The sequence below is a fragment of the Herbaspirillum sp. 1173 genome, assembly GCF_031455335.1.
Classification (GTDB): Bacteria; Pseudomonadota; Gammaproteobacteria; order Burkholderiales; family Burkholderiaceae_D; genus Herbaspirillum; species Herbaspirillum huttiense.
In genome coordinates this window covers 111,854-136,198 of record NZ_JAVDSP010000009.1, presented here as the reverse complement: position 1 = coordinate 136,198, position 24,345 = coordinate 111,854, and the positions used below count along the sequence as shown (strand labels likewise).

Annotated in this window: 24 protein-coding genes; 19 read left to right on the top strand and 5 right to left on the bottom strand. The window is 62.9% G+C overall.

Going from position 1 to position 24,345, the window contains the following annotated elements; translation table 11 throughout:
* Positions 1-6: 6 nt before the first annotated feature.
* Both rfbG and J2X56_RS22860 read right to left on the bottom strand, forming a co-directional pair.
* Entirely contained in the window at positions 7-1,083 is a 1,077-nt protein-coding gene (rfbG, locus tag J2X56_RS22865) for a CDP-glucose 4,6-dehydratase (RefSeq protein WP_209570070.1), read from the bottom strand.
* A 240-nt stretch (positions 1,084-1,323) separates the two neighbouring features.
* The gene (locus J2X56_RS22860) at positions 1,324-2,109 is read right to left on the bottom strand and encodes an alpha/beta fold hydrolase (RefSeq protein WP_121040752.1); all 786 of its coding nucleotides are present in this window, start codon (positions 2,107-2,109) and stop codon (positions 1,324-1,326) included.
* Between the two features lie 207 nt (positions 2,110-2,316).
* On the opposite strand from J2X56_RS22860, the gene J2X56_RS22855 reads away from it, so the two are divergent.
* The gene (locus J2X56_RS22855) at positions 2,317-3,798 is read left to right on the top strand and encodes an HD domain-containing phosphohydrolase (protein ID WP_209570058.1); all 1,482 of its coding nucleotides are present in this window, start codon (positions 2,317-2,319) and stop codon (positions 3,796-3,798) included.
* Positions 3,799-4,067: 269 nt separating this feature from the next.
* Here the strand turns inward: J2X56_RS22855 and J2X56_RS22850 are convergent, their stop codons facing one another.
* Complete coding sequence (locus J2X56_RS22850) at positions 4,068-4,412, bottom strand: hypothetical protein (protein ID WP_310162928.1); 345 nt, start codon at positions 4,410-4,412, stop codon at positions 4,068-4,070.
* Here J2X56_RS22850 and J2X56_RS22845 point away from each other — a divergent pair.
* The 11 genes from J2X56_RS22845 to J2X56_RS22795 all read left to right on the top strand — a co-directional run bounded on the left by J2X56_RS22845 (position 4,402) and on the right by J2X56_RS22795 (position 13,166).
* Positions 4,402-4,746: an ATP synthase subunit I gene (locus J2X56_RS22845; RefSeq protein WP_039783514.1), complete on the top strand. Its 345-nt coding sequence runs from the start codon at positions 4,402-4,404 to the stop codon at positions 4,744-4,746. The genes J2X56_RS22850 and J2X56_RS22845 overlap by 11 nt on opposite strands.
* Positions 4,743-5,564 (top strand): F0F1 ATP synthase subunit A, encoded by an 822-nt coding sequence (gene atpB, locus J2X56_RS22840; RefSeq protein ID WP_039783516.1) that lies wholly within the window; start codon positions 4,743-4,745, stop codon positions 5,562-5,564. The genes J2X56_RS22845 and atpB overlap by 4 nt, the downstream gene beginning before the upstream one ends.
* Before the next feature lie 76 nt (positions 5,565-5,640).
* The gene (gene atpE, locus J2X56_RS22835) at positions 5,641-5,886 is read left to right on the top strand and encodes a F0F1 ATP synthase subunit C (protein ID WP_006461334.1); all 246 of its coding nucleotides are present in this window, start codon (positions 5,641-5,643) and stop codon (positions 5,884-5,886) included.
* 74 nt (positions 5,887-5,960) lie between these two features.
* The gene (locus tag J2X56_RS22830; protein ID WP_034330984.1) at positions 5,961-6,431 is read left to right on the top strand and encodes a F0F1 ATP synthase subunit B; all 471 of its coding nucleotides are present in this window, start codon (positions 5,961-5,963) and stop codon (positions 6,429-6,431) included.
* A gap of 1 nt (position 6,432) precedes the next feature.
* Positions 6,433-6,966 (top strand): F0F1 ATP synthase subunit delta, encoded by a 534-nt coding sequence (locus J2X56_RS22825; RefSeq protein ID WP_034330982.1) that lies wholly within the window; start codon positions 6,433-6,435, stop codon positions 6,964-6,966.
* Between the two features lie 45 nt (positions 6,967-7,011).
* Entirely contained in the window at positions 7,012-8,553 is a 1,542-nt protein-coding gene (gene atpA / locus J2X56_RS22820; RefSeq protein WP_034330981.1) for a F0F1 ATP synthase subunit alpha, read from the top strand.
* 30 nt (positions 8,554-8,583) lie between these two features.
* Positions 8,584-9,456 (top strand): F0F1 ATP synthase subunit gamma, encoded by an 873-nt coding sequence (gene atpG / locus J2X56_RS22815; RefSeq protein WP_034330979.1) that lies wholly within the window; start codon positions 8,584-8,586, stop codon positions 9,454-9,456.
* Positions 9,457-9,513: 57 nt separating this feature from the next.
* Positions 9,514-10,914, top strand: coding sequence for a F0F1 ATP synthase subunit beta (gene atpD / locus J2X56_RS22810; RefSeq protein ID WP_008332979.1), 1,401 nt, complete (start codon positions 9,514-9,516; stop codon positions 10,912-10,914).
* Positions 10,915-11,035: 121 nt separating this feature from the next.
* The gene (locus J2X56_RS22805) at positions 11,036-11,458 is read left to right on the top strand and encodes a F0F1 ATP synthase subunit epsilon (protein ID WP_008332978.1); all 423 of its coding nucleotides are present in this window, start codon (positions 11,036-11,038) and stop codon (positions 11,456-11,458) included.
* A gap of 375 nt (positions 11,459-11,833) precedes the next feature.
* Positions 11,834-12,301, top strand: coding sequence for a CoA-binding protein (locus tag J2X56_RS22800; protein WP_134137048.1), 468 nt, complete (start codon positions 11,834-11,836; stop codon positions 12,299-12,301).
* Between the two features lie 52 nt (positions 12,302-12,353).
* A complete protein-coding gene (locus J2X56_RS22795) occupies positions 12,354-13,166 on the top strand; it encodes a polyphosphate kinase 2 family protein (protein ID WP_034330975.1) in 813 nt (270 codons plus the stop codon).
* Positions 13,167-13,198: 32 nt separating this feature from the next.
* Here J2X56_RS22795 and J2X56_RS22790 read toward each other — a convergent pair whose 3' ends face one another.
* Complete coding sequence (locus J2X56_RS22790; RefSeq protein WP_209570064.1) at positions 13,199-13,996, bottom strand: transporter substrate-binding domain-containing protein; 798 nt, start codon at positions 13,994-13,996, stop codon at positions 13,199-13,201.
* A gap of 224 nt (positions 13,997-14,220) precedes the next feature.
* Here J2X56_RS22790 and hemE point away from each other — a divergent pair, with 224 nt between their 5' ends.
* The 7 genes from hemE (at position 14,221) to fmt (ending at position 23,629) form a co-directional block, all read left to right on the top strand.
* Positions 14,221-15,318 (top strand): uroporphyrinogen decarboxylase, encoded by a 1,098-nt coding sequence (hemE, locus tag J2X56_RS22785; protein ID WP_121040740.1) that lies wholly within the window; start codon positions 14,221-14,223, stop codon positions 15,316-15,318.
* A 717-nt stretch (positions 15,319-16,035) separates the two neighbouring features.
* On the top strand, positions 16,036-18,219 hold the full coding sequence (locus tag J2X56_RS22780) for a primosomal protein N' (RefSeq protein ID WP_310162910.1): 2,184 nt from the start codon (positions 16,036-16,038) through the stop codon (positions 18,217-18,219).
* 286 nt (positions 18,220-18,505) lie between these two features.
* Entirely contained in the window at positions 18,506-20,239 is a 1,734-nt protein-coding gene (gene argS, locus J2X56_RS22775; RefSeq protein ID WP_134137043.1) for an arginine--tRNA ligase, read from the top strand.
* 21 nt (positions 20,240-20,260) lie between these two features.
* A complete protein-coding gene (locus J2X56_RS22770; RefSeq protein WP_134137041.1) occupies positions 20,261-20,920 on the top strand; it encodes an SPOR domain-containing protein in 660 nt (219 codons plus the stop codon).
* Between the two features lie 107 nt (positions 20,921-21,027).
* Complete coding sequence (locus J2X56_RS22765) at positions 21,028-21,735, top strand: thiol:disulfide interchange protein DsbA/DsbL (RefSeq protein WP_121040732.1); 708 nt, start codon at positions 21,028-21,030, stop codon at positions 21,733-21,735.
* Between the two features lie 100 nt (positions 21,736-21,835).
* Entirely contained in the window at positions 21,836-22,642 is an 807-nt protein-coding gene (locus J2X56_RS22760; RefSeq protein WP_121040730.1) for an SDR family oxidoreductase, read from the top strand.
* A 33-nt stretch (positions 22,643-22,675) separates the two neighbouring features.
* On the top strand, positions 22,676-23,629 hold the full coding sequence (gene fmt / locus J2X56_RS22755) for a methionyl-tRNA formyltransferase (protein WP_134137040.1): 954 nt from the start codon (positions 22,676-22,678) through the stop codon (positions 23,627-23,629).
* Positions 23,630-23,715: 86 nt separating this feature from the next.
* Here the strand turns inward: fmt and J2X56_RS22750 are convergent, their stop codons facing one another.
* Positions 23,716-24,315, bottom strand: coding sequence for a 5'-methylthioadenosine nucleosidase (locus tag J2X56_RS22750; RefSeq protein WP_310162904.1), 600 nt, complete (start codon positions 24,313-24,315; stop codon positions 23,716-23,718).
* Positions 24,316-24,345 lie beyond the last annotated feature (30 nt).

Here is a 24,345-nt window from a genome sequence, read left to right as displayed (position 1 = left end):
GCGTGATTATGTCAGAGTCTGGTAAAACTCAATCTGTTCTTCGGTCAGGGTGCGCAGGTCATCGTTGTTCAGGTAGGCGGCGTACCAGCGCGCGGTCATCTGCAGCGCGACGGTCAATTCCAGTTTGGGCGTCCAGTTCAGGCGCTGGCGCGCCTTGGAGATATCCAGCCGCAGCAGATGGGCTTCATGCGGGGCATGGGCTTGGGATTCAACACGGATGTCCAGCGGCGCGATGTCGTGTTGCCGAAGCGCCTTGTTGAAGCTCTCGCAGAGCTGGCCGACGTTGCGGGGATCGGCATCGGCCGGGCCGAAATTCCAGGCTTCCGCATGGCGCGGGCCTTCTTCGTAAAGAAGCCTGGCAATCTGCAGATAGCCCGACAGCGGTTCCAGCACGAATTGCCAGGGACGGATTGCGCCAGGGTGGCGAATGTTCAGCGGCGTCTGCGCTTGCAGGGCGCGGATGACATCGGGGATCAGGCGATCTGCGGCGAAGTCGCCGCCGCCGATCACATTGCCGGCCCGCACGCTGGCGATTGCGGCGCGGCCCGCATCGCGCTCGCCAAAGAAGGAGCGGCGATAGGCCGAGGTCACCAGTTCGGCGATGCCCTTGCTGCTGCTGTAGGGATCATGCCCGCCCATGGGATCGTCTTCGCGGTAGCCCCACAGCCATTCACGGTTCTCATAGCATTTGTCGCTGGTGACCACCACCACGGATCGCACGCTGGGGGTGTGCCGTACGGCTTCCAGCACGTGCACGGTGCCCATGACATTGGTCGCGTAGTTGTCCACCGGGTTGGCATAGGAGTCCCGCACCAGCGCCTGGGCCGCAAGATGAAACACCACGTCAGGCTGCACGGCTGCCATGGTCTGCGCCAGATGCACCGGGTCGCGCACATCGCCGGTGGTGGTCTGCACGCAGTCGTGCAGCCGGGCCAGTTCAAACAGACTGGGATGGGTCGGTGCAGGCAGCGAATAGCCGCTGACCTTCGCGCCCATCATGTGCAGCCACAGGCTCAGCCAGCCACCCTTGAATCCGGTGTGCCCGGTAATGAAAACACGTTTGTCACGCCAGAAGTTCGACATCATGCAGCCTCGAATGCGGGAGAGGAATATCGCCGAGATCACCCGGACGAATGCATGTGCGCAGCAGCGTTGGTGTCGACGAGGCTCCTATTAGACCATGGCGTGGCGGCCGGGCAAGGGTGAAGCAGGCAGGCTTTCTTCTTTCATTCCCGCCGTTGCGCAGCGGCGGAAGAGGAGGAAAGGGAATGAGAGATGCGCCGCCGGCGCGGGCCGGCGGCGAACTTTGCTGAGGAGGGAGGCTTACCGGGTCGCTGCCACAGCTTCCAGAATCACCTTGGCCACCTCGGCCGGACGCGATTGCTGCGGCACGTGGCTGGCGGCCAGCTCGGTCGTCTTTGCGTTGATCTGCTTGGCAAAGCTGCGCTCCAGTGCGGGCTGGATCATGCGGTCCTTGGTGCTGACGATGTACCAGCTGGGACGAGTCTTCCAGGCGGCGGTCTCGACCTTGTCGCCGAAGGCCTTCATGGCGATCGGACCTTGGGTTGCGGCCATCACGGCGGCCTGCCTGGCCGGCACGTCCTGGGCGAAATCAGCGGCCAGCGCGGCCGGCGGCAGGCTGGCGAAACCGGCCTTGTCCACCGACAGCTTGGCGATGCCCGGCGGTACCGGCAGGTCCTTGCCGAGGTCGCCCGTGGCCTGGCCGGCGTCCGGTGCGAAGGCCGCGACATAGACCAGGCTGGCGACCTTCTCATGATTGCCGGCCTCGGTGATCACGGTGCCACCCCAGGAGTGGCCGACCAGCACCACCTTGCCCGGCTGGTTGTCGATGGCGCGCTTGGCGGCGGCGACGTCGTCGGCCAGCGAGGTCAGCGGATTCTGCACCGCGGTGACCTTGATGCCCTTGGCTTGCAGCAGCGGGATGACCTTGGCCCAGTCGGAGCCATCGGCAAAGGCACCGTGGACGATCACGACCGACGGCTTGTCCGAGGCATCGGCGGCGATCGCGCTGCTGCCGGTGAAGGCGGCGGCGAGAGCCAGCATGCCGAGAGTGGTCTTGAAGCTGAAGCGGGGGAAAGCGGATTTCATGGTGTTCTCCTGTTCAAAGAGTGCGTGGGCTAGGGTGTGTTGCAGTGAGGCCAGTATAGAAATGCAGCTGCGCTGCCGGTATCGGTCAATTGACCGACCCCGGCCAGCGTGCGGCAAGGCGCTGCGATTGTGGCCGGTTGCCACCGGCCTGCCCATTAACCGAAGAGTTGATTGCGGCCGGTGGATGCTTGCCGCTACAGTGTCGGGATGCTTCCCGACGCTTCCCCCCTTCCCGACGCCGGCACGTCCGCGCTACCCGCCGCCCACCTGGTCGCCGCCGGCACTGCCGTGCAGGTTCTGGCACTGGTCGGCGACCTCAGCATGGGCCAGCCGCCGCACCAGTCCCGCCGGTGCGCTGTCCTGGCCGCCCGCATTGCCGCGCTGGACGGTGCCTCGGCCGACCTGATCCAGCAGGCGCAGCTGGTGGCCTGGCTGCGCTGGTCCGGCTGCACTGCCAATGCGGCGGGCTTTGCCAGCCTGCTGGGTGACGATGTGGGCGGACGCGAGGCCATGCTGCGGCAAGCCTTGCCCGAGGGGCATCCCCTGAACTTTGCGACGGTCGAGCCGCTGGCCCGCATCCACTGTGAAGTGGCGGGCGACGTGGCCGGCATGCTGGGTTTGCCGGGCGGGGTCGAGACCGGACTGCGCCATGTCTGGGAACACTACGATGGCAGCGGCGTGCCGCAGCGGCTGCAGGGCGCGGCCGTGCCCGCCGTGGTCTATTACACCAGCCTGGCAGGGGATCTGGAGATTCATGCACGGTCGCACGATATCCCGTTCGCCCTGGAGGCGGTGCAGCGCAACGGCGGCATCAAGTATCCGGCCGAGCTGGTCAGCCGCGTCCTGCCGCAGGCGGCAGACTGGCTGGCGGCGCTGGACGAGGAGGCCGATGCGGCAGCGATACCGGTGGACCTGCCCATGCACGCCGTTCCCCTGAGCATCGTGGCCGACCTGATCGAACTGAAGCTGCCGTGGTTGACCGGCTACTCCAGGCGCGTCAGCGAACTGGTGCAGCGGGCAGCGGTGCTGGCGGGCCTGCCTGTGGAGCAACAGGAACGGCTGGCACGGGCCGCCTTGATCCATGGCATCGGGCGCGCTTCGGTTTCCAACACGATCTGGGAGCGCGAGGGCCGTCCGGGCCAGGCTGACTGGGAGCGCATTCGCCTCGCACCCTACTGGACCGCCCGTGCCGGCGCGCTCATTCCCGGCCTGCATCATGAGGCCGCGCTGGCCTCGCAACTATATGAACGTCTGGATGGCAGCGGTTATTTCCGGGGGCTGGACGCCGACATGCTGGCATTGCCAGCCCGAATCCTGGCGGCCGCGTCGATCCAGGCCGCGCTGTGCGCCCGCCGTCCCTGGCGCGAGGCGTATGCGCCGCAGGCCGCCGGGGAGGTGCTGCAGGAGCAGGCCCGCCTTGGCCGCGTTGATCCGGAGGCGGTGCGCTGGGTGCTGGCCGCAGCGGCAGGAGAGGGTGTTCCGCTCCCGGTCCGCAAGGGCTTGCTCTCCGAGCGCGAGGTCGAGGTGCTGCGCCGCATCAGCCTGGGCGAGAGCAACAAGGAAGCCGCCCGCACCATGCAGATCAGTCCCTCCACCGTGCGCACCCACGTCGAGAGCATCTTCCGCAAACTGCAGTGCTCCACGCGGGCTGCCGCCACGCTCAAGGGGCTGCACCTGGGCTTGATCTGATCTTGATCCGATGCCGTATTTCTACGGCATCAACGGTCCGACCACTGCACCGGTCTGGTGAGCGGGCTCATTTTTTTGCGGGGCGGCGCTGTGCTGCAACATGCGTCCCTGAAAGCGAGCCCGGTCGTCCGACCTCTCCCGATTTCCTGACAAAATGTCAGCGCCTTGCGTAAACGTTTGCGAGCGCCCCGGAAATTTCCGTAAATCATTGAATTTGCGGGATATTTCTCTGGCGTCGAGGGGCGTTTTTGATTAAATTGAGCGCTGTTTCAAAAACCGGCGCGTTTTTCCGGCTTTTGTGCATGCATTTCTGCAAATTCACTGCGAGATGCATAAATCTGAACAAACGGATAAGAAGGGGAGATCCGTCGGGAGCAAAAAGCGGGCAGGGGACAAAACACGCGCCATGGCGTTTTTGTGCTGCACTGCAAAAAATCGAAGTGGCTGCTTATTTGCCACAACTCGCCGCGAAGTGCCCCAGATAAGCCCTTGATCTGGCTGCAAAAGGTTTGACTTACCGGAAAACGAACCTTTATAATCGCCGGGCTTTTAAGCTGCCGTCTGCTCGTAAAGGGTGCGGCGCATGCACGATATTGGATAGATATGCTGCGCATCATTCTCTTGCAGCTCCTCACCACGGTCATTGCTGCCCTGGTGGCGGGGATGCTGGGCGGACTTCCGGCGCTTTGGTCCGCATTGTTGGGAGGCGTCTGCTGTGTCGTTCCCAATGCCCTGTTTGCACTGCGACTTCATGTCAGTGCGCAGAAACCCGGTGGTACCAACCCGATGACGTTTTTCTTCGGGGAATTTATCAAGATTGCTACGACTTTTGCGCTCATGGGCGCGATCGTTTGGTTGTACCACGGTGTTCACTGGCTCGCATTTTTGCTGAGCTTCATCGTGGTGCTTAAGAGTTATTTCATTTTACTGTTTAGACACCGACCATGACCGTAGAAGCCGCAGAGCACGCGCCGACAGCCTCTGAATATATCGTCCACCACCTCGGACACCTCTCCACGCAGCACCAGACCAAGATCGTCGATTTCTCCATCCTGAACGTGGACACCATCTTCTGGTCCGTGTTCTGTGGCGTCATCGCCTGCTTCTTCATGTTCCTGGCTGCCCGCAAGGCGACCTCGGGCGTGCCGGGCCGCTTCCAGGCCTTCGTCGAGATGGTCGTCGAAATGGTGGAAGACCAGTCCAAGGCCATCGTCCACGGCGACCGTACCTTCATCGCCCCGGTGGCGCTGACCGTGTTCGTCTGGGTGGCCCTGATGAACTCGCTGGACTTCCTGCCGGTGGACCTGGCTTCCGGCATTCTGGGCCTGTTCGGCCTGGGTGAAATGCATCACCGCATCGTCCCCACCGCCGACCTCAACGGCACCCTGGGCATCGCCCTGGGCGTGCTGGCCCTGATGCTGTATTACAGCGTCAAGATCAAGGGCGCAGGCGGCTTCATCCACGAACTGTTTGCAGCACCCTTCGGCATCTGGCTGGCGCCGTTCAACCTGCTGCTGAACATCATCGAATTCGCCGCCAAGACCGTGTCCCTGGGCATGCGACTGTTCGGCAACATGTATGCAGGCGAACTGTTGTTCCTGCTGATCGCATTGCTGGGATCGACCGCGACCGCATTCGGCTTCATCGGCCATGTGATCGCCGGTTCTATCTGGGCAATTTTCCACATCCTGATCGTGTTGCTCCAAGCATTCATCTTCATGATGTTGACACTGGTTTACCTGGGCCAGGCGCACGAAGCGCACTAACACAAGGCTTGCAGTACCTGTTTTTCAGTTTGTTTTTTGGTTTTGTATTTAATTTAACTTTTCTTAAGGAATTGTCATGACTGATGTCTCTTTCGTTGCTCTGGCTTGCGGTTTGATCATTGGCCTGGGTGCTATCGGCGCTTGTATCGGTATCGCGATCATGGGCGGTAAGTACCTCGAAGCATCCGCACGTCAGCCTGAACTGATGAACACCCTGCAAACCAAGATGTTCCTGCTGGCTGGCCTGATCGACGCGGCCTTCCTGATCGGCGTTGGTATCGCCATGCTGTTCGCATTCGCAAATCCGTTCATCGCCAAGTAATTCGCGCTTCATAGCCGATTCTCATCTGCCGGACGATTGGTTCCGGCACTCGTTATTCTGAGAAGGAAATTACCGTGAACTTAAATGCAACATTGATTGCACAGTTCGTGGTCTTCTTCATCCTCGCCGGCTTCACGATGAAATTCGTGTGGCCGCCGTTGATTAAGGCGCTCGATGAACGCGCCAAGAAGATTGCGGACGGGCTGGCAGCCGCTGACCGCGGTAAGGCCGATCTGGCCGCCGCCGAAAAGCGTATCCAGGGCGAACTGGCATCGGCACGTGATGAAGGCCAGAAGCGCATCGGCGAAGCCGAAAAGCGCGCTCAGCTGATCATTGAAGAAGCCAAGAAGACGGCCGCTGAAGAAGCTGCCCGCATCATCGCCGCTGCCCGTGCCGACGCTCAACAGCAAGTGAACCAGGCACGTGAAGAACTGCGCGGCCAGGTCGCAACGCTCGCCGTCAAGGGCGCGGAACAGATCCTCAAGCGCGAAGTGAATGCGGCTGCTCACGCCGACTTGCTGAATCAACTGAAGACAGAGCTGTAATATGGCCGAACTCGCAACGATCGCTCGTCCTTACGCCGAAGCCTTGTTCCGTGTGGCCAAGGCAGGCAGCCTGGCAGCCTGGTCCGATCTCGTCGACGAGATGGCCCAGGTGGCGGCGCATCCCGAGGTGCAGGCCCTGGCGCAGAACCCTTCCGTATCGCATGACAAGCTGGCAGAAGTGTTTGCCGCTGCCCTGAAGACCCCGCTGTCCGTCGAGGCGCAGAATTTCGTCAAGACGCTGGTCGACAACGGCCGCCTGGTCCTGCTGCCGCAGATCGCCGAACAATTCCACGTGCTCAAGAACACGGCGGAAGGTTCGGCTGATGCCAACATCGTGAGCGCCTTTGAGCTCAGCGATGCCCAGGTCAAGGATGTGGTCTCGGCACTGGAGAAGAAGTTCGGCCGCAAGCTGAACCCCTCCGTGACGGTCGACAGCAGTCTGATTGGCGGTGTGCGCGTCGTGGTCGGCGACGAAGTGTTCGATACCTCCGTGCGCGCGAAGCTGCAGCAGCTGCAAGCTGCTCTGGCCGCGTAAGTGCCTCTGGCTGGCTAAGCGAAAGAACAATTTTTAGGAGTTAGTATGCAACTCAACGCATCTGAAATCAGCGAGCTGATCAAGAGCCGGATCCAAGGCCTTGGCGATACCGCTGAGATTCGCAATCAGGGCACGGTCATTTCCGTGTCCGACGGTATCTGCCGTATCCATGGTCTGTCCGACGTGATGCAAGGTGAGATGCTTGAATTCCCGGGCAACACCTTCGGCCTGGCGCTGAACCTGGAGCGTGACTCGGTGGGCGCCGTTATCCTGGGCGAATACGAACACATCTCCGAAGGCGACCTGGTCAAGTGCACCGGCCGCATCCTGGAAGTGCCGATCGGTCCTGAACTGAAGGGCCGTGTGGTCAACGCACTGGGCCAGCCGATCGACGGCAAGGGTCCGATCAACGCCAAGCTGACCGCCCCGATCGAAAAGATCGCTCCGGGCGTGATCGCGCGTCAGTCCGTGTCGCAGCCGATGCAGACCGGCCTGAAGTCGATCGACTCCATGGTGCCTGTCGGCCGTGGCCAGCGCGAGCTGATCATCGGTGACCGCCAGACCGGCAAGACCGCTGTTGCGATCGACGCCATCATCAATCAAAAGGGTCAGAACATGACCTGCATCTACGTTGCGATCGGCCAGAAGGCTTCGTCGGTCAAGAACGTGGTGCGCGCACTGGAAGCCCACGGCGCGATGGAATACACCATCGTCGTGGCAGCAACCGCCTCCGAATCGGCAGCGATGCAATACGTGTCGGCCTACTCGGGTTGCGCCATGGGCGAATACTTCCGCGACCGCGGCCAGGACGCCCTGATCGTGTATGACGATCTGTCCAAGCAAGCCGTGGCTTACCGTCAGGTCTCGCTGCTGCTGCGCCGTCCGCCGGGCCGTGAAGCTTACCCTGGCGACGTGTTCTACCTGCACAGCCGCCTGCTGGAACGTGCTGCCCGCGTGAACGCCGACTACGTCGAGAAGTTCACCAACGGCGAAGTCAAGGGCCAGACCGGTTCCCTGACCGCACTGCCGATCATCGAAACCCAGGCTGGTGACGTTTCCGCCTTCGTTCCGACCAACGTGATCTCGATCACCGACGGCCAGATCTTCCTGGAAACTTCGCTGTTCAACGCCGGTATCCGTCCTGCGATCAACGCCGGTATTTCGGTGTCGCGCGTCGGTGGCGCTGCCCAGACCAAGGTCATCAAGGGCCTGTCCGGCGGTATCCGTACCGACCTGGCACAGTACCGTGAACTGGCTGCCTTTGCGCAGTTCGCTTCCGACCTGGACGAAGCCACCCGCAAGCAGCTGGACCGCGGTGCGCGCGTGACCGAACTGCTGAAGCAGGCTCAGTACACCCCGCAATCGATCTCGATCATGGCTGTCACCCTGTTCGCCGTCAACAAGGGCTACATGGACGACGTCGAAGTGAAGAAGATCCTGGCCTTCGAGTCGGGTCTGCACAACTTCATGAAGACCAGCCACGCTGACCTGCTGAAGAAGATCGAAGACACCAAGCAACTGGATAAGGATGCTGAGGCAGCCCTGGCAGCCGCCATCGCTGACTTCAAGAAATCCGGCGCGTACTAATTCTTACTGAAGCTATAAGGAGTCTTACTCATGGCTACAGGTAAAGAGATACGTGGCAAGATCAAGAGCGTAGAAAATACGAAGAAGATCACCAAGGCGATGGAAATGGTCGCGGCATCCAAAATGCGCAAGGCGCAGGACCGGATGCACGCAGCCCGCCCGTACAGCGACAAGATCCGCAACATTGCGGCCAACCTGTCGCAGGCCAATCCGGAGTACGTGCACCCGTTCATGGTCCAGCAGGATACGGCCAAGCGCGTTGGTTTCATCGTCGTCACGACCGACAAGGGTCTGTGCGGCGGCATGAACACCAACTCGCTGCGTCTGTTGACCAACAAGTTCCGTGAACTGGAAGGCCAGGGCAAGGCCATCGAAACCGTCGCCATTGGCAACAAGGGTTTGGGTTTTCTGAATCGCATCGGCGCCCGTGTGGCCGCCAACGTGACGCAACTGGGTGATACGCCGCACCTGGAAAAGCTGATCGGCCCCGTCAAGGTGCTGCTCGACGCTTACCAGGAAGGCAAGCTGGACGCGGTGTACCTGGTGTACACCAAGTTCATCAACACGATGAAGCAGGAAGCCACCCTGCAGCAGCTGCTGCCGCTGACCAGCGACAAGCTCAAGGCTGACGAGGGTGCGCACTCCTGGGACTACATCTATGAGCCCGATGTGCAATCCGTGGTGGACGAACTGCTGGTGCGTTACGTCGAAGCGCTGATCTATCAAGCCGTCGCCGAGAACATGGCCTCCGAGCAATCGGCGCGCATGGTCGCGATGAAGGCCGCCAGCGACAACGCAGGTAGCGTGATCGGTGAGTTGAAGTTGGTCTACAACAAGACTCGCCAGGCCGCCATTACCAAAGAGCTGTCGGAAATCGTCGCCGGTGCGGCTGCGGTCGGCTGATCAGCTGGCGTAGCGTAGCGAAACAGAATTTAAATTTTATCTATTGAAGGAACGAAAATGGCTGATGGCAAAATCGTTCAGTGTATCGGCGCTGTGGTGGACGTGGAGTTTCCGCGCGATGCGATGCCCAAGGTTTACGATGCCTTGAAATTGGAAGGTTCGGATCTGACCCTGGAAGTCCAGCAGCAGCTGGGCGACGGCGTGGTTCGTACCATTGCGCTCGGTTCGTCGGACGGTCTGCGCCGCGGCCTGACCATCTCGAACACCGGCAAGCCGATCACCGTGCCCGTCGGTACCGCGACCCTGGGTCGCATCATGGACGTGCTGGGCAACCCGATCGACGAATGCGGTCCGGTCTCGCACGAGCAAACCGCTTCGATCCACCGCAAGGCTCCCGCGTACGACGAACTGTCGCCCTCGCAAGAGCTGCTGGAAACCGGCATCAAGGTCATTGACCTGGTCTGCCCGTTCGCCAAGGGTGGCAAGGTTGGTCTGTTCGGTGGCGCCGGTGTGGGCAAGACCGTGAACATGATGGAACTGATCAACAACATCGCCAAGGCGCACAGCGGTCTGTCCGTGTTCGCCGGTGTTGGTGAGCGTACCCGTGAAGGTAACGACTTCTACCACGAAATGGCAGAAGCCAAGGTGGTGGACCTGGAAAACCCGACCAACTCCAAGGTCGCCATGGTCTACGGCCAGATGAACGAACCGCCGGGCAACCGTCTGCGCGTGGCGCTGACCGGCCTGACCATCGCGGAAGGTTTCCGTGATGAAGGCAAGGACGTGCTGTTCTTCGTCGACAACATCTACCGTTACACCCTGGCCGGTACCGAAGTGTCCGCGCTGCTGGGCCGTATGCCTTCGGCCGTGGGCTACCAGCCGACGCTGGCCGAAGAAATGGGCCGCCTGCAAGAGCGTATCACCTCGACCAAGACTGGCTCGATCACCTCGATCCAGGCCGTGTACGTCCCTGCGGATGACTTGACCGACCCGTCGCCGGCAACCACCTTCGCCCACTTGGACTCGACCGTCGTTCTGTCGCGTGACATCGCCTCGCTGGGTATCTACCCCGCCGTCGATCCGCTGGACTCGACCTCGCGCCAGCTGGACCCGCAAGTGGTCGGCCAGGAACACTACGAGACCGCCCGTGCGGTCCAGGGTACCCTGCAGCGCTACAAGGAACTGCGCGACATCATCGCGATTCTGGGCATGGACGAACTGGCACCGGAAGACAAGCTGATCGTCGCCCGTGCTCGCAAGATGCAACGTTTCCTGTCGCAGCCCTTCCACGTCGCCGAAGTGTTCACCGGTTCCCCGGGCAAGTACGTTTCGCTGAAGGACACGATCAAGGGCTTCAAGATGATCGCCAGCGGCGAACTGGACCACCTGCCGGAACAAGCGTTCTACATGGTCGGTACCATCGACGAAGCAATCGAAAAGGCCAAGAAGATCAACTAAGACTGGCCATGCCGTCGCAGGCAGCGGGTGCGTAACCCGGGCCGGTGGCGGCAGGTAAGTACACATTGATTCATTGGCGCCGCTCCTGTTCGCAGGAGCGGTCCATCGACTAGGAAACGACATGGCACATACTATTCACGTGGACGTGGTCTCGGCGGAAGAGGAAATCTTCTCCGGCGAGGCAGAATTCGTCGCGTTGCCGGGCGAAGCGGGTGAACTGGGTATCTATCCCCGTCACACCCCGCTGATCACGCGCATCAAGCCAGGTGCTGTCCGTATCAAGGTCGCGGGCCAGGCACACGAGGAATTCGTGTTCGTGGCCGGCGGTCTGCTGGAAGTGCAGCCCGACGCCGTGACCGTGCTGGCCGACACCGCCATCCGTGGTGCCGACCTGGACGAAGCCAAGGCCGCCGAAGCCAAGCGTCTGGCCGAGGAAGCGCTGGTGAACCGTGACTCCAAGATCGACCACGCCGCAGCCCAGGCCGAACTGGCCGCCGCAGTGGCACAGCTGGCCGCGATCCAGAAGTTGCGTCAGAAGCGCTGATCGGCAGCGGCGTTCTTCCTTGCGAAGCACGCCTGGTCCGGTAGCACGGCAGCACAGCAGCACAGTATTACCGCAGGAATGCAGTACGTGAAAAGGCAGCTTCGGCTGCCTTTTTTCATGCGCGCTCGATCCGCTCAGACCGGCCTTCCTTTGGCCGCCCCCGGGCTCACAGTGATTGCCGGGCTGACCAGGCCTGCCGGTTTCTGGCACTTTGAAACAATCTGCATCAAACCTTCCCCAATGCCGCGTCCACTGGCGCTGCGGCCACTGCCATCCTCGGGTAAAGTGCCCGGATGGTGAAGAAAAGAACCAATTCCTTCCAGCCAGATCATTTAAAGCATTCGCCCCTTTCAAACCAGCCGGACAGGAGCCCTCATGTCGCCAGCTGTACCCGCATCTTCCGCATCCTCTTCCACGGCCAGCCCGCGCCAGCACGGCAAGCCCATCATTGCCGTGGTCGGTCTCTCCAATCGCCCCGAGCGCGCCAGTTTCGACGTGGCGGCCTACATGCAGTCAGCGGGCTATCGCATCGTGGCCGTCAATCCCATGTACGCTGGCCAGACCATCCTCGGTGAGTACTGCCACGCCAGCCTGCAGGACGCCAGCGCGGCCCTGGCCAGTGATGGCTTGCGCATCTCCATCGTCGATTGCTTCCGCAAGTCGGCCGACATCCCGCCGGTGGTGGAGGAGGCCATTGCGATCGGCGCCGAATGCGTCTGGATGCAACTCGACATCGTCCACGAAGAAGCGGCGGCGCGCGCCCGTGCCGCCGGGCTGAAGGTAGTCATGGACAAGTGCATCAAGATCGAACACGCCATGGGCCAATCTCACGGCGTGTTGTAAGACGTCACCGGTCCCAACCGGAAATGATTTATAACGAAAAAAGCGAGACAGCATGGCAAAGAAAATCGGCCCGCAATTCATCGTCCATCCCAAGTTCGTCCTGAAGGAAAGTGAAGCCTCCACCAAGCCGCTCTCCAGCGGCGACAAGGAAACCGACCGCGCCACCGTGCAGCGCCTGGCAGCCGAGATCGGCCTGCAGCAGCAAATGCTCTACGCCGGCCACAAGCACAAGGTGCTGGTGATCCTGCAGGGCATGGATACCAGCGGCAAGGATGGCACCGTCAATGACGTCTTTGCGGCCGTCAATCCGCAGGGCATCCGCATCGCCAACTTCAAGGGGCCGACGGCCATCGAACTGGCGCACGACTACCTCTGGCGCGTGCATGCGCAGGTACCGGTGGCGGGGGAGATTGCCGTCTTCAATCGCAGCCATTACGAGGATGTGCTCATCACCCGCGTGCACGACTGGATCGACGACAAGGAGTGCAAGCGCCGCTATCGCCAGATCAACGACTTCGAACGCATGCTGTGGGAAACCGGAACGGTGGTGTTGAAATTCTTCCTGCACATTTCCAAGGCCGAGCAGAAATCACGCCTGCAATCGCGCATCGATGATCCCAACAAGCACTGGAAATTCGATCCGCAAGACCTGGCCGAGCGCAAGTTCTGGGATGCCTACCAGCAGCGCTACCAGGAGGTGCTGCGCCAGACCAGCACCCTGCATGCGCCCTGGTATGTGGTGCCGGCCGACTCCAAGACCCACCGCAACCTGCTGGTGGCCAATGTGGTCCTGGAGACGCTGCAGAAGCTCAAGCTGCGCTTCCCCGACCCCAAGCCCGAACTCAAGGATCTCAAGTTCGACTGAGGCCGGGCGCGAGTCAACCGGCGCTTACTTGATCACTTCAGCCACTTGTCGAAGATGCGCTGGTATTCGCCGGTCGCCTTGGCCAGGTGCAGCCAGGTATCGACATAGGCCTTGAAGGCGACATCGCCGCGCGGCAGCAGGTAAGCCTTCTCGGCGAACTGCAGCGGCTGGTCAGGCTGCACCGGGCACAGTTCCGGATGCAGCTTGGATTGCCACAAGGTCTCGCTGGCATCGGTGACCATGACGTCGGCCTTGCCATCGATGATCTGCTGGAAGATGGTGACGTTGTCCGGATGCTGGAGCAGGGTCGCATTCTTGTAGCGGGCCTTGGCAAAGCGCTCGTTGGTGCCGCCCGGGTTGACGATGGCGCGCGTGCCGGGCTGGTCGATCATGTCGAAGTTGCGGAACTTGTCCTTGTCGGCACAGCGGATGATGGGCGCTTTTCCATCCACCATGACAGCCTCGGAGAAGGCCGCCCGGCGGGCGCGATCGAGGGTGATCGAGACACCGCCCATGGCCACGTCGCACTGGGCGATGAAGTCATTCATCAGGGTGCTCCAGGTGGTCTTGACGAACTGCGCCTCCACGCCCAGCGACTTGGCCAGCGCCTGGCCGAGTTCCACGTCCATGCCTTCGAAGGTCTGGTCGGGGCGATAGTAGGTGAAGGGCTTGTAGTCGCCGGTCATGCAGATGCGCAGCTTGCCGGCCTTGATGACCTGGTCCAGGCGTGAGGCAGGGATGGCGTCGTCGGCACGGGCCGCCGACAGCGTCAGGCAAAGCGACAGGGTGGCCAGGCCTGCGAGCAGGGCGGTGCGGATGATGGACTTCATGGAAGCTCCTCGTGGATGATGATGGACAGGGACGTTGGCATTGCATTCGGTCCGCTTCTTGTTCATTGGAAGGACCGGCTGGCGACAGCCATCGGATCATAGCAAAACCGCGCGCCACGACCTGCATCAATATCAGCGCACGCTGATAGCGACAATTAGCCGGAAGCCATGCGCGGAGGATGAGATAATGCCGGATTGTCGTCAGACCGCATTGCAGGCCGACCATGTCCTCCTCTTCTTCCATGTCCACCTTCGCTCCGCTCAAAAACGATACCTTCCTGCGTGCGCTGCTGCGCCAGCCCACCGACTACACGCCGCTGTGGCTGATGCGCCAGGCGGGCCGCTACCTGCCGGAATACCGCGCCACGCGCGCCCGTGCCGGCTCCTTCATGGGCCTGGCCACCAATCCCGACTACGCCACTGAAGTCACCCTGCAGCCGCTGGAACGCTATCCGCTGGACGCCGCCATTCTCTTTTCGGACATCCTCACCGTGCCGGACGCCATGGGCCTGGGCCTGTATTTCGCGGATGGCGAAGGTCCCAAGTTCGAGCGCCCCTTGCGCGACGAGGCGGCCATCCAGGCCCTGCAGGCCCCCGACCTGGGCAAGCTGGACTACGTTTTCAAGGCCGTCACCCAGATCCGCCGCGAGCTCGATGGCCGCGTGCCCCTGATCGGCTTCTCCGGCAGCCCCTGGACCCTGGCCTGCTACATGGTCGAAGGCGGCGGCTCGGATGATTTCCGCCTGGTCAAGAGCCTGCTCTATCGCCGCCCGGACCTGATGCACCACATCCTCAAGACCAATGCCGATGCCGTGGCCGCCTACCTGAACGCGCAGATCGCCGCCGGTGCGCAGGCCGTGATGATCTTCGATACCTGGGGTGGCGCACTGGCCGATGGCATCTACCAGCAATTCTCGCTGGCCTACATGCAGCAGGTGGTCAGCCAGCTGCAGCGCCAGCAGGATGGCCAGCAGATCCCGGTGATTGTCTTCACCAAGGGCGGTGGCCTGTGGCTGGAGCAGATCGCCGCCATCGGCGCCGATGCCGTGGGCCTGGACTGGACCGTCAACCTGGGCGAAGCTCGCCGCCGTGTGGGCGACAAGGTGGCGCTGCAGGGCAACCTCGACCCCAACGTGCTCTTTGCCGGTGACGACGCCATCCGCACCGAAGTGCGCAAGCTGCTGGAGTCCTTCGGACGCCCCGGCGCCGGTAGCGGGCATGTCTTCAACCTGGGCCACGGCATCTCCCAGCACACCCCGCCGGAAGCGGTGGCGACCCTCGCGCAGGCCGTGCACGAGATCAGCCGCTCGCTGCGCGGTTGAACGTGCGCGTATCTGTCGTTATCTTTTCGTATTTGTGCAGTTTGCCAAGTCCATATGCACATTCGTGCCACTGGCGAGGGACTTATGCACATACAGGCAGAATTTTTGACTGAGAATCAAATTTATTTGAATATGAAGGATTGCGCAGAGGGCTCCTGTGTAACCCGTTGATTTTATTGGGTTTAATTTTTTGGCTTGCAGAGGCATTTTTGCTGAAAGATGCACTGGCCGTGGCTTGCGAGCTTGTCAATAGGCAGTTGCCCACAAAGTTATCCACAGACGCTGTGTATAAGACCCAAAAGCGTTTACAAAACCGCTGCTTATCGAAATCTTTGAAGGTTTACTTTAAGTTTGTAGGACAGTGAGATAACGGCCTGCCATCCAAAGCCGACAAAATTCTGTCGGTCAGGACTTGACAAATGCTGGGCGCATTGTCCCTTGGTGCAGACTTATGCACACAGGAAGCACCAGCGCCATGCGCAAAGCTTCCATGCAAAAATATTTTTCGTGCTTGAAGCCTCGGATGCAAGTCATTGATTTTATTGGCTTAATTTTTTGCCCTCGATTTGGGCAATGCATCGCAAGCCGCAGCCAGCCTGCGCGGGGCGATGTCAAGTGGCACTTGTCCCCAAAGTTATCCACAGCGTATGTGGATAGGTCCAAAAATGACGATGAAACCGGGGCTTAGCCCGGTTTTTCAGGATTGACTTTAAGTTCGTGGAACAACGCCTGCTCCAGGTGGCGCTCGATACGCCCCTGCATACCGTCTTCGATTACCGCTGGCAGCCGGCCACGCCGGAGGAGCCCATGCCGGCCATCGGCCAGCTGGTGGTGGTGCCGTTCGGCCGCCGCGAAGCCGTGGGTGTGGTCGTTGGCCATGCGGACCAGACCGACTTGCAGGCCGACAAGATCAAGGACGTCATTGCCGTGCGCCACCAGTTGCCGCCGATGTCGGCGCACTGGCTGGCGCTGTGCGGCTTCGCGGCCGACTACTACCAGCGCCCGCTGGGCGAGGTGATGCTGCCGGGGCTGCCCAAGAACCTGCGCGCCCTGACCACCGTAGCGCTGGACAAGGCGCTCAAGGCCCTGGGCCGTCTGGTCGCGCCCAAGAAGACCAAGGCGCGCCGCAAGACCCGCGCCGAGGCTGAATCGATCACCGCCGAGGCAGCTGAACCCGGCCTGCAGGCTGCACCCGATCCGCTCGAGCTGGGTGAGGCACCGCCCCTGAACCCGGCCCAGCAGCAGGCCGTGGACGCCATCGCCGGTGCCACGGGATTCGCGCCGTTGCTGCTGTACGGCGTCACCGGCAGCGGCAAGACCGAGGTCTACCTGCAAGCCGCCGCCGCCATCCTGCGCCGTGCGGCCGATGAGGCGGCACAGAGCAACAAGGAAGCGCCCACCGGCAGCGCCGACCCTGGCCAGCCCGCGCCGGCCCCCGCGCAGATCCTGGTGCTGGTGCCCGAAATCAACCTGACCCCGCAACTGGAAGGCAACATCCGCGCGCGCTTCCCGCACCTGAACGTGGTGGCGCTGCACAGCGGACTGGCCGAGGGCGAGCGCGCCCGCAACTGGTTGGCCGCGCACCTGGGCCAGGCTCACATCGTGCTGGGCACGCGGCTGGCGATCCTGTCTTCGCTGCCATCTCTGAAGCTCATCGTCATCGACGAGGAACACGATCCCTCCTACAAGCAGCAGGAAGGACTGCGCTATTCCGCGCGCGACCTGGCGGTGTGGCGCGCGCACCAGCTCGGCATTCCCGTGGTGCTGGGCTCGGCCACGCCCTCGCTGGAAACCTGGCATCACGCCCAGGCCGGCCGCTACCGCCGCCTGGAATTGCGCCAGCGCGCAGCCCAGCAGGCGGTGCTGCCCACCGTCAAGGTGATCGACATGGAGCGCGACAAGCCCGTCGATGGCCTCACCGCCGGCCTGATCGCCGCCGTGCGCAAGCGCCTGGAGCAGGGCGAGCAGTCGCTGCTGTTCCTGAACCGCCGCGGCTATGCGCCGGTGCTGGCCTGCGATGCCTGCGGCTGGATCAGCAACTGCATGCGCTGCGATGCCTTCATGGTGGTGCACCGGCCCGAGCGCCACCTGCGCTGCCACCATTGCAGCCTGGAACTGGCCATCCCGCGCGCCTGCCCGACCTGCGGCAACGTCGACTTGCAGCCGCTGGGGCGCGGTACCCAGCGGGTGGAGGAGGGATTGGGGGCGATCTTCCCCGGCGCGCGCGTGTTGCGCATCGATGCCGATTCGACCCGCCTGAAGGGCTCGGCCCAGAGCGCCTTCGACAGCGTGCACCGGGGCGAGGTGGATATCCTGGTCGGCACCCAGATGGTGGCCAAGGGACACGACTTCAAAAAACTCACGCTGGTGGGCGTGCTCAATCCCGATACGGCGCTGTTCTCGCACGACTACCGCGCCAGCGAACGGCTCTTTGCCCAGTTGATGCAGGTGGCCGGCCGCGCCGGACGGGCCGGGCTGTCCGCGGATGGCAGCTCGGGCGAGGTACTGATCCAGACCCGCTATCCGCATCACCCGCTGTATCAGGCCGTGATGCGCCACGATTACGACGGCTTTGCCGGCGACCTGCTGGACGAGCGCCGCCAGGCCCATTTCCCGCCCTTCATGTACCAGGCCCTGCTGCGCGCCGAGGCGCGCGAGCTGGATACGGCCATGGCTTTCCTGAAGGAGGCCGCCGCCCTGTTGGACGCCCCCGCCATCACCATCAACGAACCGATCCCCATGACCATGATGCGGGTGGCCAACGTGGAGCGGGCGCAGTTGCTCATCGAATGTCCATCACGCCCGGCGCTGCAAGGCTTCCTCAAGCACTGGCTGGCCGAGTTGCGGCAACTGAAGACGCGGGTGCGCTGGTCGCTTGAGGTCGATCCGGTCGATATATGAAGGCAGCCCGGCAGCAGGCGGGCCCCCGGCGCATCGTGAAATGCCGGGTGAAGTTTGTTGCAAAATTGACCTAAGCGCGTCCAAGCGCAGCTGCACGCTTTGTTGTGATTGCGCCATCTTTATGGAACAGAGAGCTTGCCTGTGTGCAAGCTGCTTGCTCGGGCAGCCAACATGGTGCGCCTAGCCGGTATAATCTCGGCTGCTCAACCAATTGCAAGCGATCCCTCCGCGCGGCGCAGCCTGCCAGACCAGCGCCTCGGCCGCTTCCGCTTTGCCCCTCATTCCCATGCTCGCACAACAGAAACAACGCATCTCCGACCTGTTCTCGTCCGCCTTGCAGCCGCTGCTGGCTGATAGCGGCCTGACCCCGACCATCACGCTGGAGCGTCCGCGCGATGCCTCGCACGGCGACATCGCCTGCAACATCGCCATGCAGCTGGCCAAGCCGCTCAAGAAGAACCCGCGCGAACTGGCGCAAGCCATCGTGGCCGCCGTCATGGCCGACCCGGCGCGTGAAGGCCTGGTGGAGTCGGTCGAGATCGCCGGCCCCGGCTTCATCAACCTGCGCGTGGCGGCTGCCGCCAAGCAGGCGGTGGTCAAGGTGATCCACGAACAGGGCGAGGCCTTCGGCCGTGGCAGCCTGGGCGCTGGCAAGAAGGTGCTGGTCGAATTCGTCTCGGCCAACCCCACCGGTCCGCTGCACGTGGGCCATGGCCGCCAGGGCGCGCTGGGCGATGCGCTGTCCTCGCTGCTGGAAGCCCAGGGCTATGACGTGCTGCGCGAGTTCTACTACAACGATGCCGGCGTGCAGATCGCCACGCTGGCCACCTCGGTGCAGGCGCGTGCGCGCGGCTTCAAGCCGGGTGACGCCGAATGGCCCGAGTCGGCCTACAACGGCGACTACATCGCCGACATCGCCCGCGACTTCCTCGACAAGAAAACCGTCTCGGCCAGCGATGGCGAACCCGTCACCGGCAGCGGCGATGTGGAAGACATGGAATCGATCCGCCGCTTCGCCGTGGCCTACCTGCGCCACGAGCAGGACCTGGACCTGCAGGCCTTCGGCGTGAAGTTCGACAATTACTACCTGGAGTCCTCGCTCTACGCGGACGGCAAGGTGGCCGCCGCCGTGGAGGCGCTCATTGCCGCCGGCAAGACCTACGAGCAGGATGGCGCGCTCTGGCTGCGCACCACCGACTATGGCGACGACAAGGATCGCGTCATGAAGAAGACCGACGGCACCTACACCTACTTCGTGCCGGACGTGGCCTATCACATCAACAAGTGGCAACGCGGCTACGGCAAGGTCATCAACATCCAGGGCAGCGACCACCACGGCACCATCGCCCGCGTGCGCGCCGGCCTGCAGGCTGCCGGCGTGGGCATCCCGCAGGGCTATCCCGACTACGTGCTGCACAAGATGGTCACCGTCATGCGCAATGGCGAAGAGGTCAAGATCTCCAAGCGCGCCGGTTCCTACGTCACCCTGCGCGACCTGATCGAATGGTCGGCCGGCGAAGCGGTCGAGGGCCAGGAACGTGATCTCACGCGCGGCCGCGATGCGGTGCGCTTCTTCCTGATCTCGCGCAAGGCCGATACCGAGTTCGTCTTCGACGTCGACCTGGCCCTGGCGCAGTCCGATGAAAACCCGGTCTACTACGTCCAGTACGCGCATGCCCGCATCTGCACCGTGCTGGGCAAGTCGGGCGTGGATGAAGAAGCGCTCAAGACCACAGCCGACCTGTCGCTGCTGACCGCCCCGCGCGAAGCGTCGCTCTTGGCCAAGCTGGCCGAGTATCCGGACATGCTGGCCCATGCCCTGCAGGAACTGGGACCGCACCAGGTCGCCTTCTACCTGCGCGATCTGGCAGGCGAACTGCATAGCTACTACAATGCGGAACGCGTGCTGGTCGACGATGTCCCAACCAGGTCTGCACGCCTGGCGCTGTTGTCCGCCACCCGCCAGGTGCTGCGCAACGGCCTGGCATTGTTGGGCGTATCGGCTCCGGCCAGAATGTAAAACAAGCAGCTAAAGAGAAACGTGAAACCGTTGAACGCGAAATATCACAAGCAGGCTGGCGGTACGCTGCTCGGCCTGATCCTGGGTTTGATCGTCGGCCTTGGGATCGCCGTGGGTGTGGCACTGATGATCACCAAGTCGCCCATCCCCTTCGTCAACAAGGTGACGCGCCCCGAGCGCGCCGACCCGACACCGGCCCAGGCGGCCGATCCCAACCGTCCGCTCTACGGCAACCGCGACATCGCCCGCGAAGCAGCGCGCGACCAGCAGCAGTCGCAGACGCCGGTGCCGCCCAATACGGCCGCCGCGCAACCGGTGCCGCCAGTGGCCCCGGCGCCGCAGCCCACCCCGGCACCGTCCAAGCCGGAGACCAAGACGGCTGACGCCAAGCCCTCGGCCACCACGCCTGCGACCCCGGCCGCCAAGAACGACACCAACGACGACAAGTGGACTTACTTCCTGCAGACCGGTGCCTTCCGCGACCAGGCCGATGCCGAAAGTGCCCGCGCCAAGCTGGCCCTGCTGGGCTTCGAGGCCAAGGTCACCGAGCGCACGGCAGACAGTGGCGTGCTTTACCGCGTGCGCATCGGTCCCTTCGAGCATGCGGAGTCGATGAACCGCACGCGCAGCAAGCTGTCCGATAACGGGGTCGATGCCGCCATCGTGCGCATCCCCAAATAAACAGATCGCACCGTGGATGCCGGCGGCAGGGGATAACCGACCGGCACGACGGGCGTGGAATGGCCAGCGGCCGTTCCCACCGACTATCCATCAGAGAGGGTAATACCATGCGTTTCCATCAAAAGCTGCTGGCTGCGGTCAGCTTCGGCGTACTGGCTTTCACCGCCAGCGTTGGCGCTTCGGCCTCGCCGGCCAATCCGCAAGTGGGCAGCGACTACCGTGTGCTGGAGCAGGCCCAGCCGACCGATTCCGGCAACAAGGTCGAAGTCACCGAGTTCTTCTGGTTCGACTGTCCGCACTGCGCGGCCTGGGATCCGTCGCTGACGGCCTGGGTCAAGAAGCAGGGCGACAAGATCAGCTTCAAGAAGGTGCCGGTGGCCTTCCGCGACAGCTTCGTGCCGCAGCAGAAGCTCTACTACACGCTGGAAGCCATGGGCAAGGCCGATGAACTGACCCCCAAGATCTTCCAGGCCATCCACGTGGAAAACCAGCGCATCAACACCGACAAGACCATCCTGGCCTACATCGAGAAGATCGGCCTGGACAAGCAGAAATTCCTCGACCTGTACAATTCCTTTGGCGTGCAGACCAAGGCCCGCCGCGCGGCCCAGCTGCAGGAAGCCTACAAGGTCGACGGCGTGCCCATGATCGCCATCGATGGCCGTTATGTGACCTCGCCGGCCGTGGTCGGCGTGGCCCTTGCCAACCAGCCGGAATCGATGCAGCAAGCCGCCGCCCTGCAGGTGATGGATCACCTGGTGGCCAAGGTGGCTGCTGAAAAGGCCGCTGGCAGCACCCCCGCGAAAAAGAAATAAGCTTCACCCGTTCCACACGGTCCGCGTCCGCAAGGCCGCGGACCGTTGTCATTTGGGCAGCAGAAATTACCTAAACCTTCAACTCACCTCAGGAGCAGGCATGGCCAACCCTCTCGTCGTTGCAGCCCAGGAACGCGTGTTCCTGACCGGCGCCTCCAGCGGTATCGGCATGGCCCTGGCGCAAGCCTACGCCCGCCGTGGCGCCATCCTCGGCCTGGTCGCGCGCCGCACGGCCGAGCTGGAAGCCTTGCGCGCCAGCCTGCCGCATCCGGAGCGGCACCGCGTCTATGCCCTCGACGTGACCGACCATGCGGCCCTGGCCGCCGCCGCCGAAGCCTTCCTGGCCGAGTTCGGCGGGGCAGACGTGGTCATTGCCAACGCCGGCATCTCGCAAGGCACGCTGACCGAATATCAGGAAGACCTGCCGGCCTTCGAACGCATCCTGGCCGTCAACGTCACGGCCACCTTTGCCACCTTCACGCCCTTCGTGGCCCGCATGAAGGCCGCGCCGCCCGCGCAGCGCAATCGCTGCCGCCTGGTCGGCATCGGCAGCGTGGCCGGCATTCGCGGCTTGCCGGGGGCGGGGGCCTACAGCGCTTCCAAGTCGGCCGTCATCAGCTATTGCGAATCGCTGCGGGTGGAGCTGCGCTCTTCCGGCATCAAGGTCGTGACCATTGCGCCGGGCTACATCGATACCCCGATGACCCGCGTGAACACCTATCCGATGCCTTTCCTGATGCCCGTGGAGCGCTTTGCCGAGCGTGCCGTCGAGAGCATCGCCGAGGGCGTGAGCTATCGCGTCATCCCGTGGCAGATGGGAGTGGTGGCCAAGCTGCTGCGGCTGCTGCCGAACTGGCTGTACGATATCGCCTTCGCCCGCGCGCCCCACAAGAAACGCAATCTGTAAATCTGGCGGCTGCGGCCGCCCCTGGAGTTTTTCATGAAGATCATTTTTGCCGGCACGCCGGAATTCGCCGCCGTCGCGCTCGAAGCGCTGTACGCTGCCGGTCACGAGATCACGCTGGTGCTGACCCAGCCCGACCGCCCCGCCGGACGCGGCATGCAGCTGCAGGCCTCACCCGTGAAGCAGTGCGCGATCAAGCACGGTACGCCCGTGGCGCAGCCGGTCTCGCTGCGCCTGAACGGCAAATATCCGGAAGTGGCACAGGAAGCCCACGCCCTGCTGCAATCGACCCCGCATGACGTGATGGTGGTGGCTGCCTATGGCCTGATCCTGCCGCGCAGCGTGCTCGACATCCCGCGCCTGGGCTGCATCAACATCCACGGCTCGCTGCTGCCGCGCTGGCGCGGTGCCGCCCCCATCCATCGCGCCATCGAGGCCGGTGACGCCGAGACCGGCATCACCATCATGCAGATGGAAGAGGGCCTCGACACCGGCCCCATGATGCTGATCGAAAGCGTCCCCATTGCCGAAGACGACACCACCGGCACCCTGCATGACAAGCTGGCCGCGCTGGGCGGCAAGATGATCGTGGAAGCGATTGCGAGGCTGGAACAGGGCACGCTGCCGGCCACGCCACAGCCGGAAGAGGGCGCGAACTACGCCGCCAAGATCGCCAAGGAAGAGGCCGCGCTCGACTTCACCCAGAGTGCCGAGCAGCTGGCCCGCCGCATCCGCGCCTTCAATCCCTTCCCCGGCGCAACGGGCCGCTTCGGCGATACCGTGGTCAAGCTGTGGCAGGCGCGTCCGGTCAAGGTGGCGCAGCAGGGCGAGCCGGGACAGGTACTGTCGGCCGATGCCCAGGCTGGCATCGTGGTGGCTTGCGGTGAAGGCGCATTGCTGCTGACGGAACTGCAGAAGCCGGGCGGCAAGCGCCTGCCGGCGGCGGAATTCCTGAAGGGATTCCCGCTGGAAGGCGGCCGCTTCGCCTGAGCGCTGCGACCACCTTCAGGCAGGCATGAGGACTTTGGTTCAGGCGCGAACTAAGTCCTCCCGTCGCGCCTGAACGCCTGCGCGAATCAACGCGCCTGTTCTCCATCGAACTGTCTGAGCACCAGCGGCAGATGCCGCCAGAACAGTTCCTCGCCCAGATGCACGCGCGCCTGCCAGTCCTCGGCCGCATCGTCATCGGCGCCATCGGTGATGAACTTGAAAGCCCGCCACGGCAAGCCAAAGTGCCGGCACACGCGGGCGATGGCAAACAATTCCATATCCACCAGATCGACCTTCTGTTCCAGCAGCCAGTCGTCGGCTGCCGTCACGAAGCTGTCGCCGGTGCCGCACAGCACGCCGGGATAGCCGGACTCCAGGCGCGCCGGCTGTTGCTCCTGGTTCATCAATGGCGTCACTCCACGCGGTACCAGCGGCATGGCCGCCATGTCGCGCTGGATGACGGCCGCCACTTCCAGCAGCCCGTCGTGCGCCGGATCGATCTTGCCGGCCGTGCCGAAATTGATGAGTGCGCGCGGGCGATGGGTCAGGATGGCCTGGGTCGCATGCAGGGCGGCATTGACCTTGCCCACGCCGCAATAGACCACCTGCACCCCCGCCGGGGCGGCGGTGGCATCGAGTTCATTTTCCAGGGCGGTCAGAATGAGGATGGGCGGGTGATCGGGCATGGATGTAAATAGTTAACATTCTGCAACCAA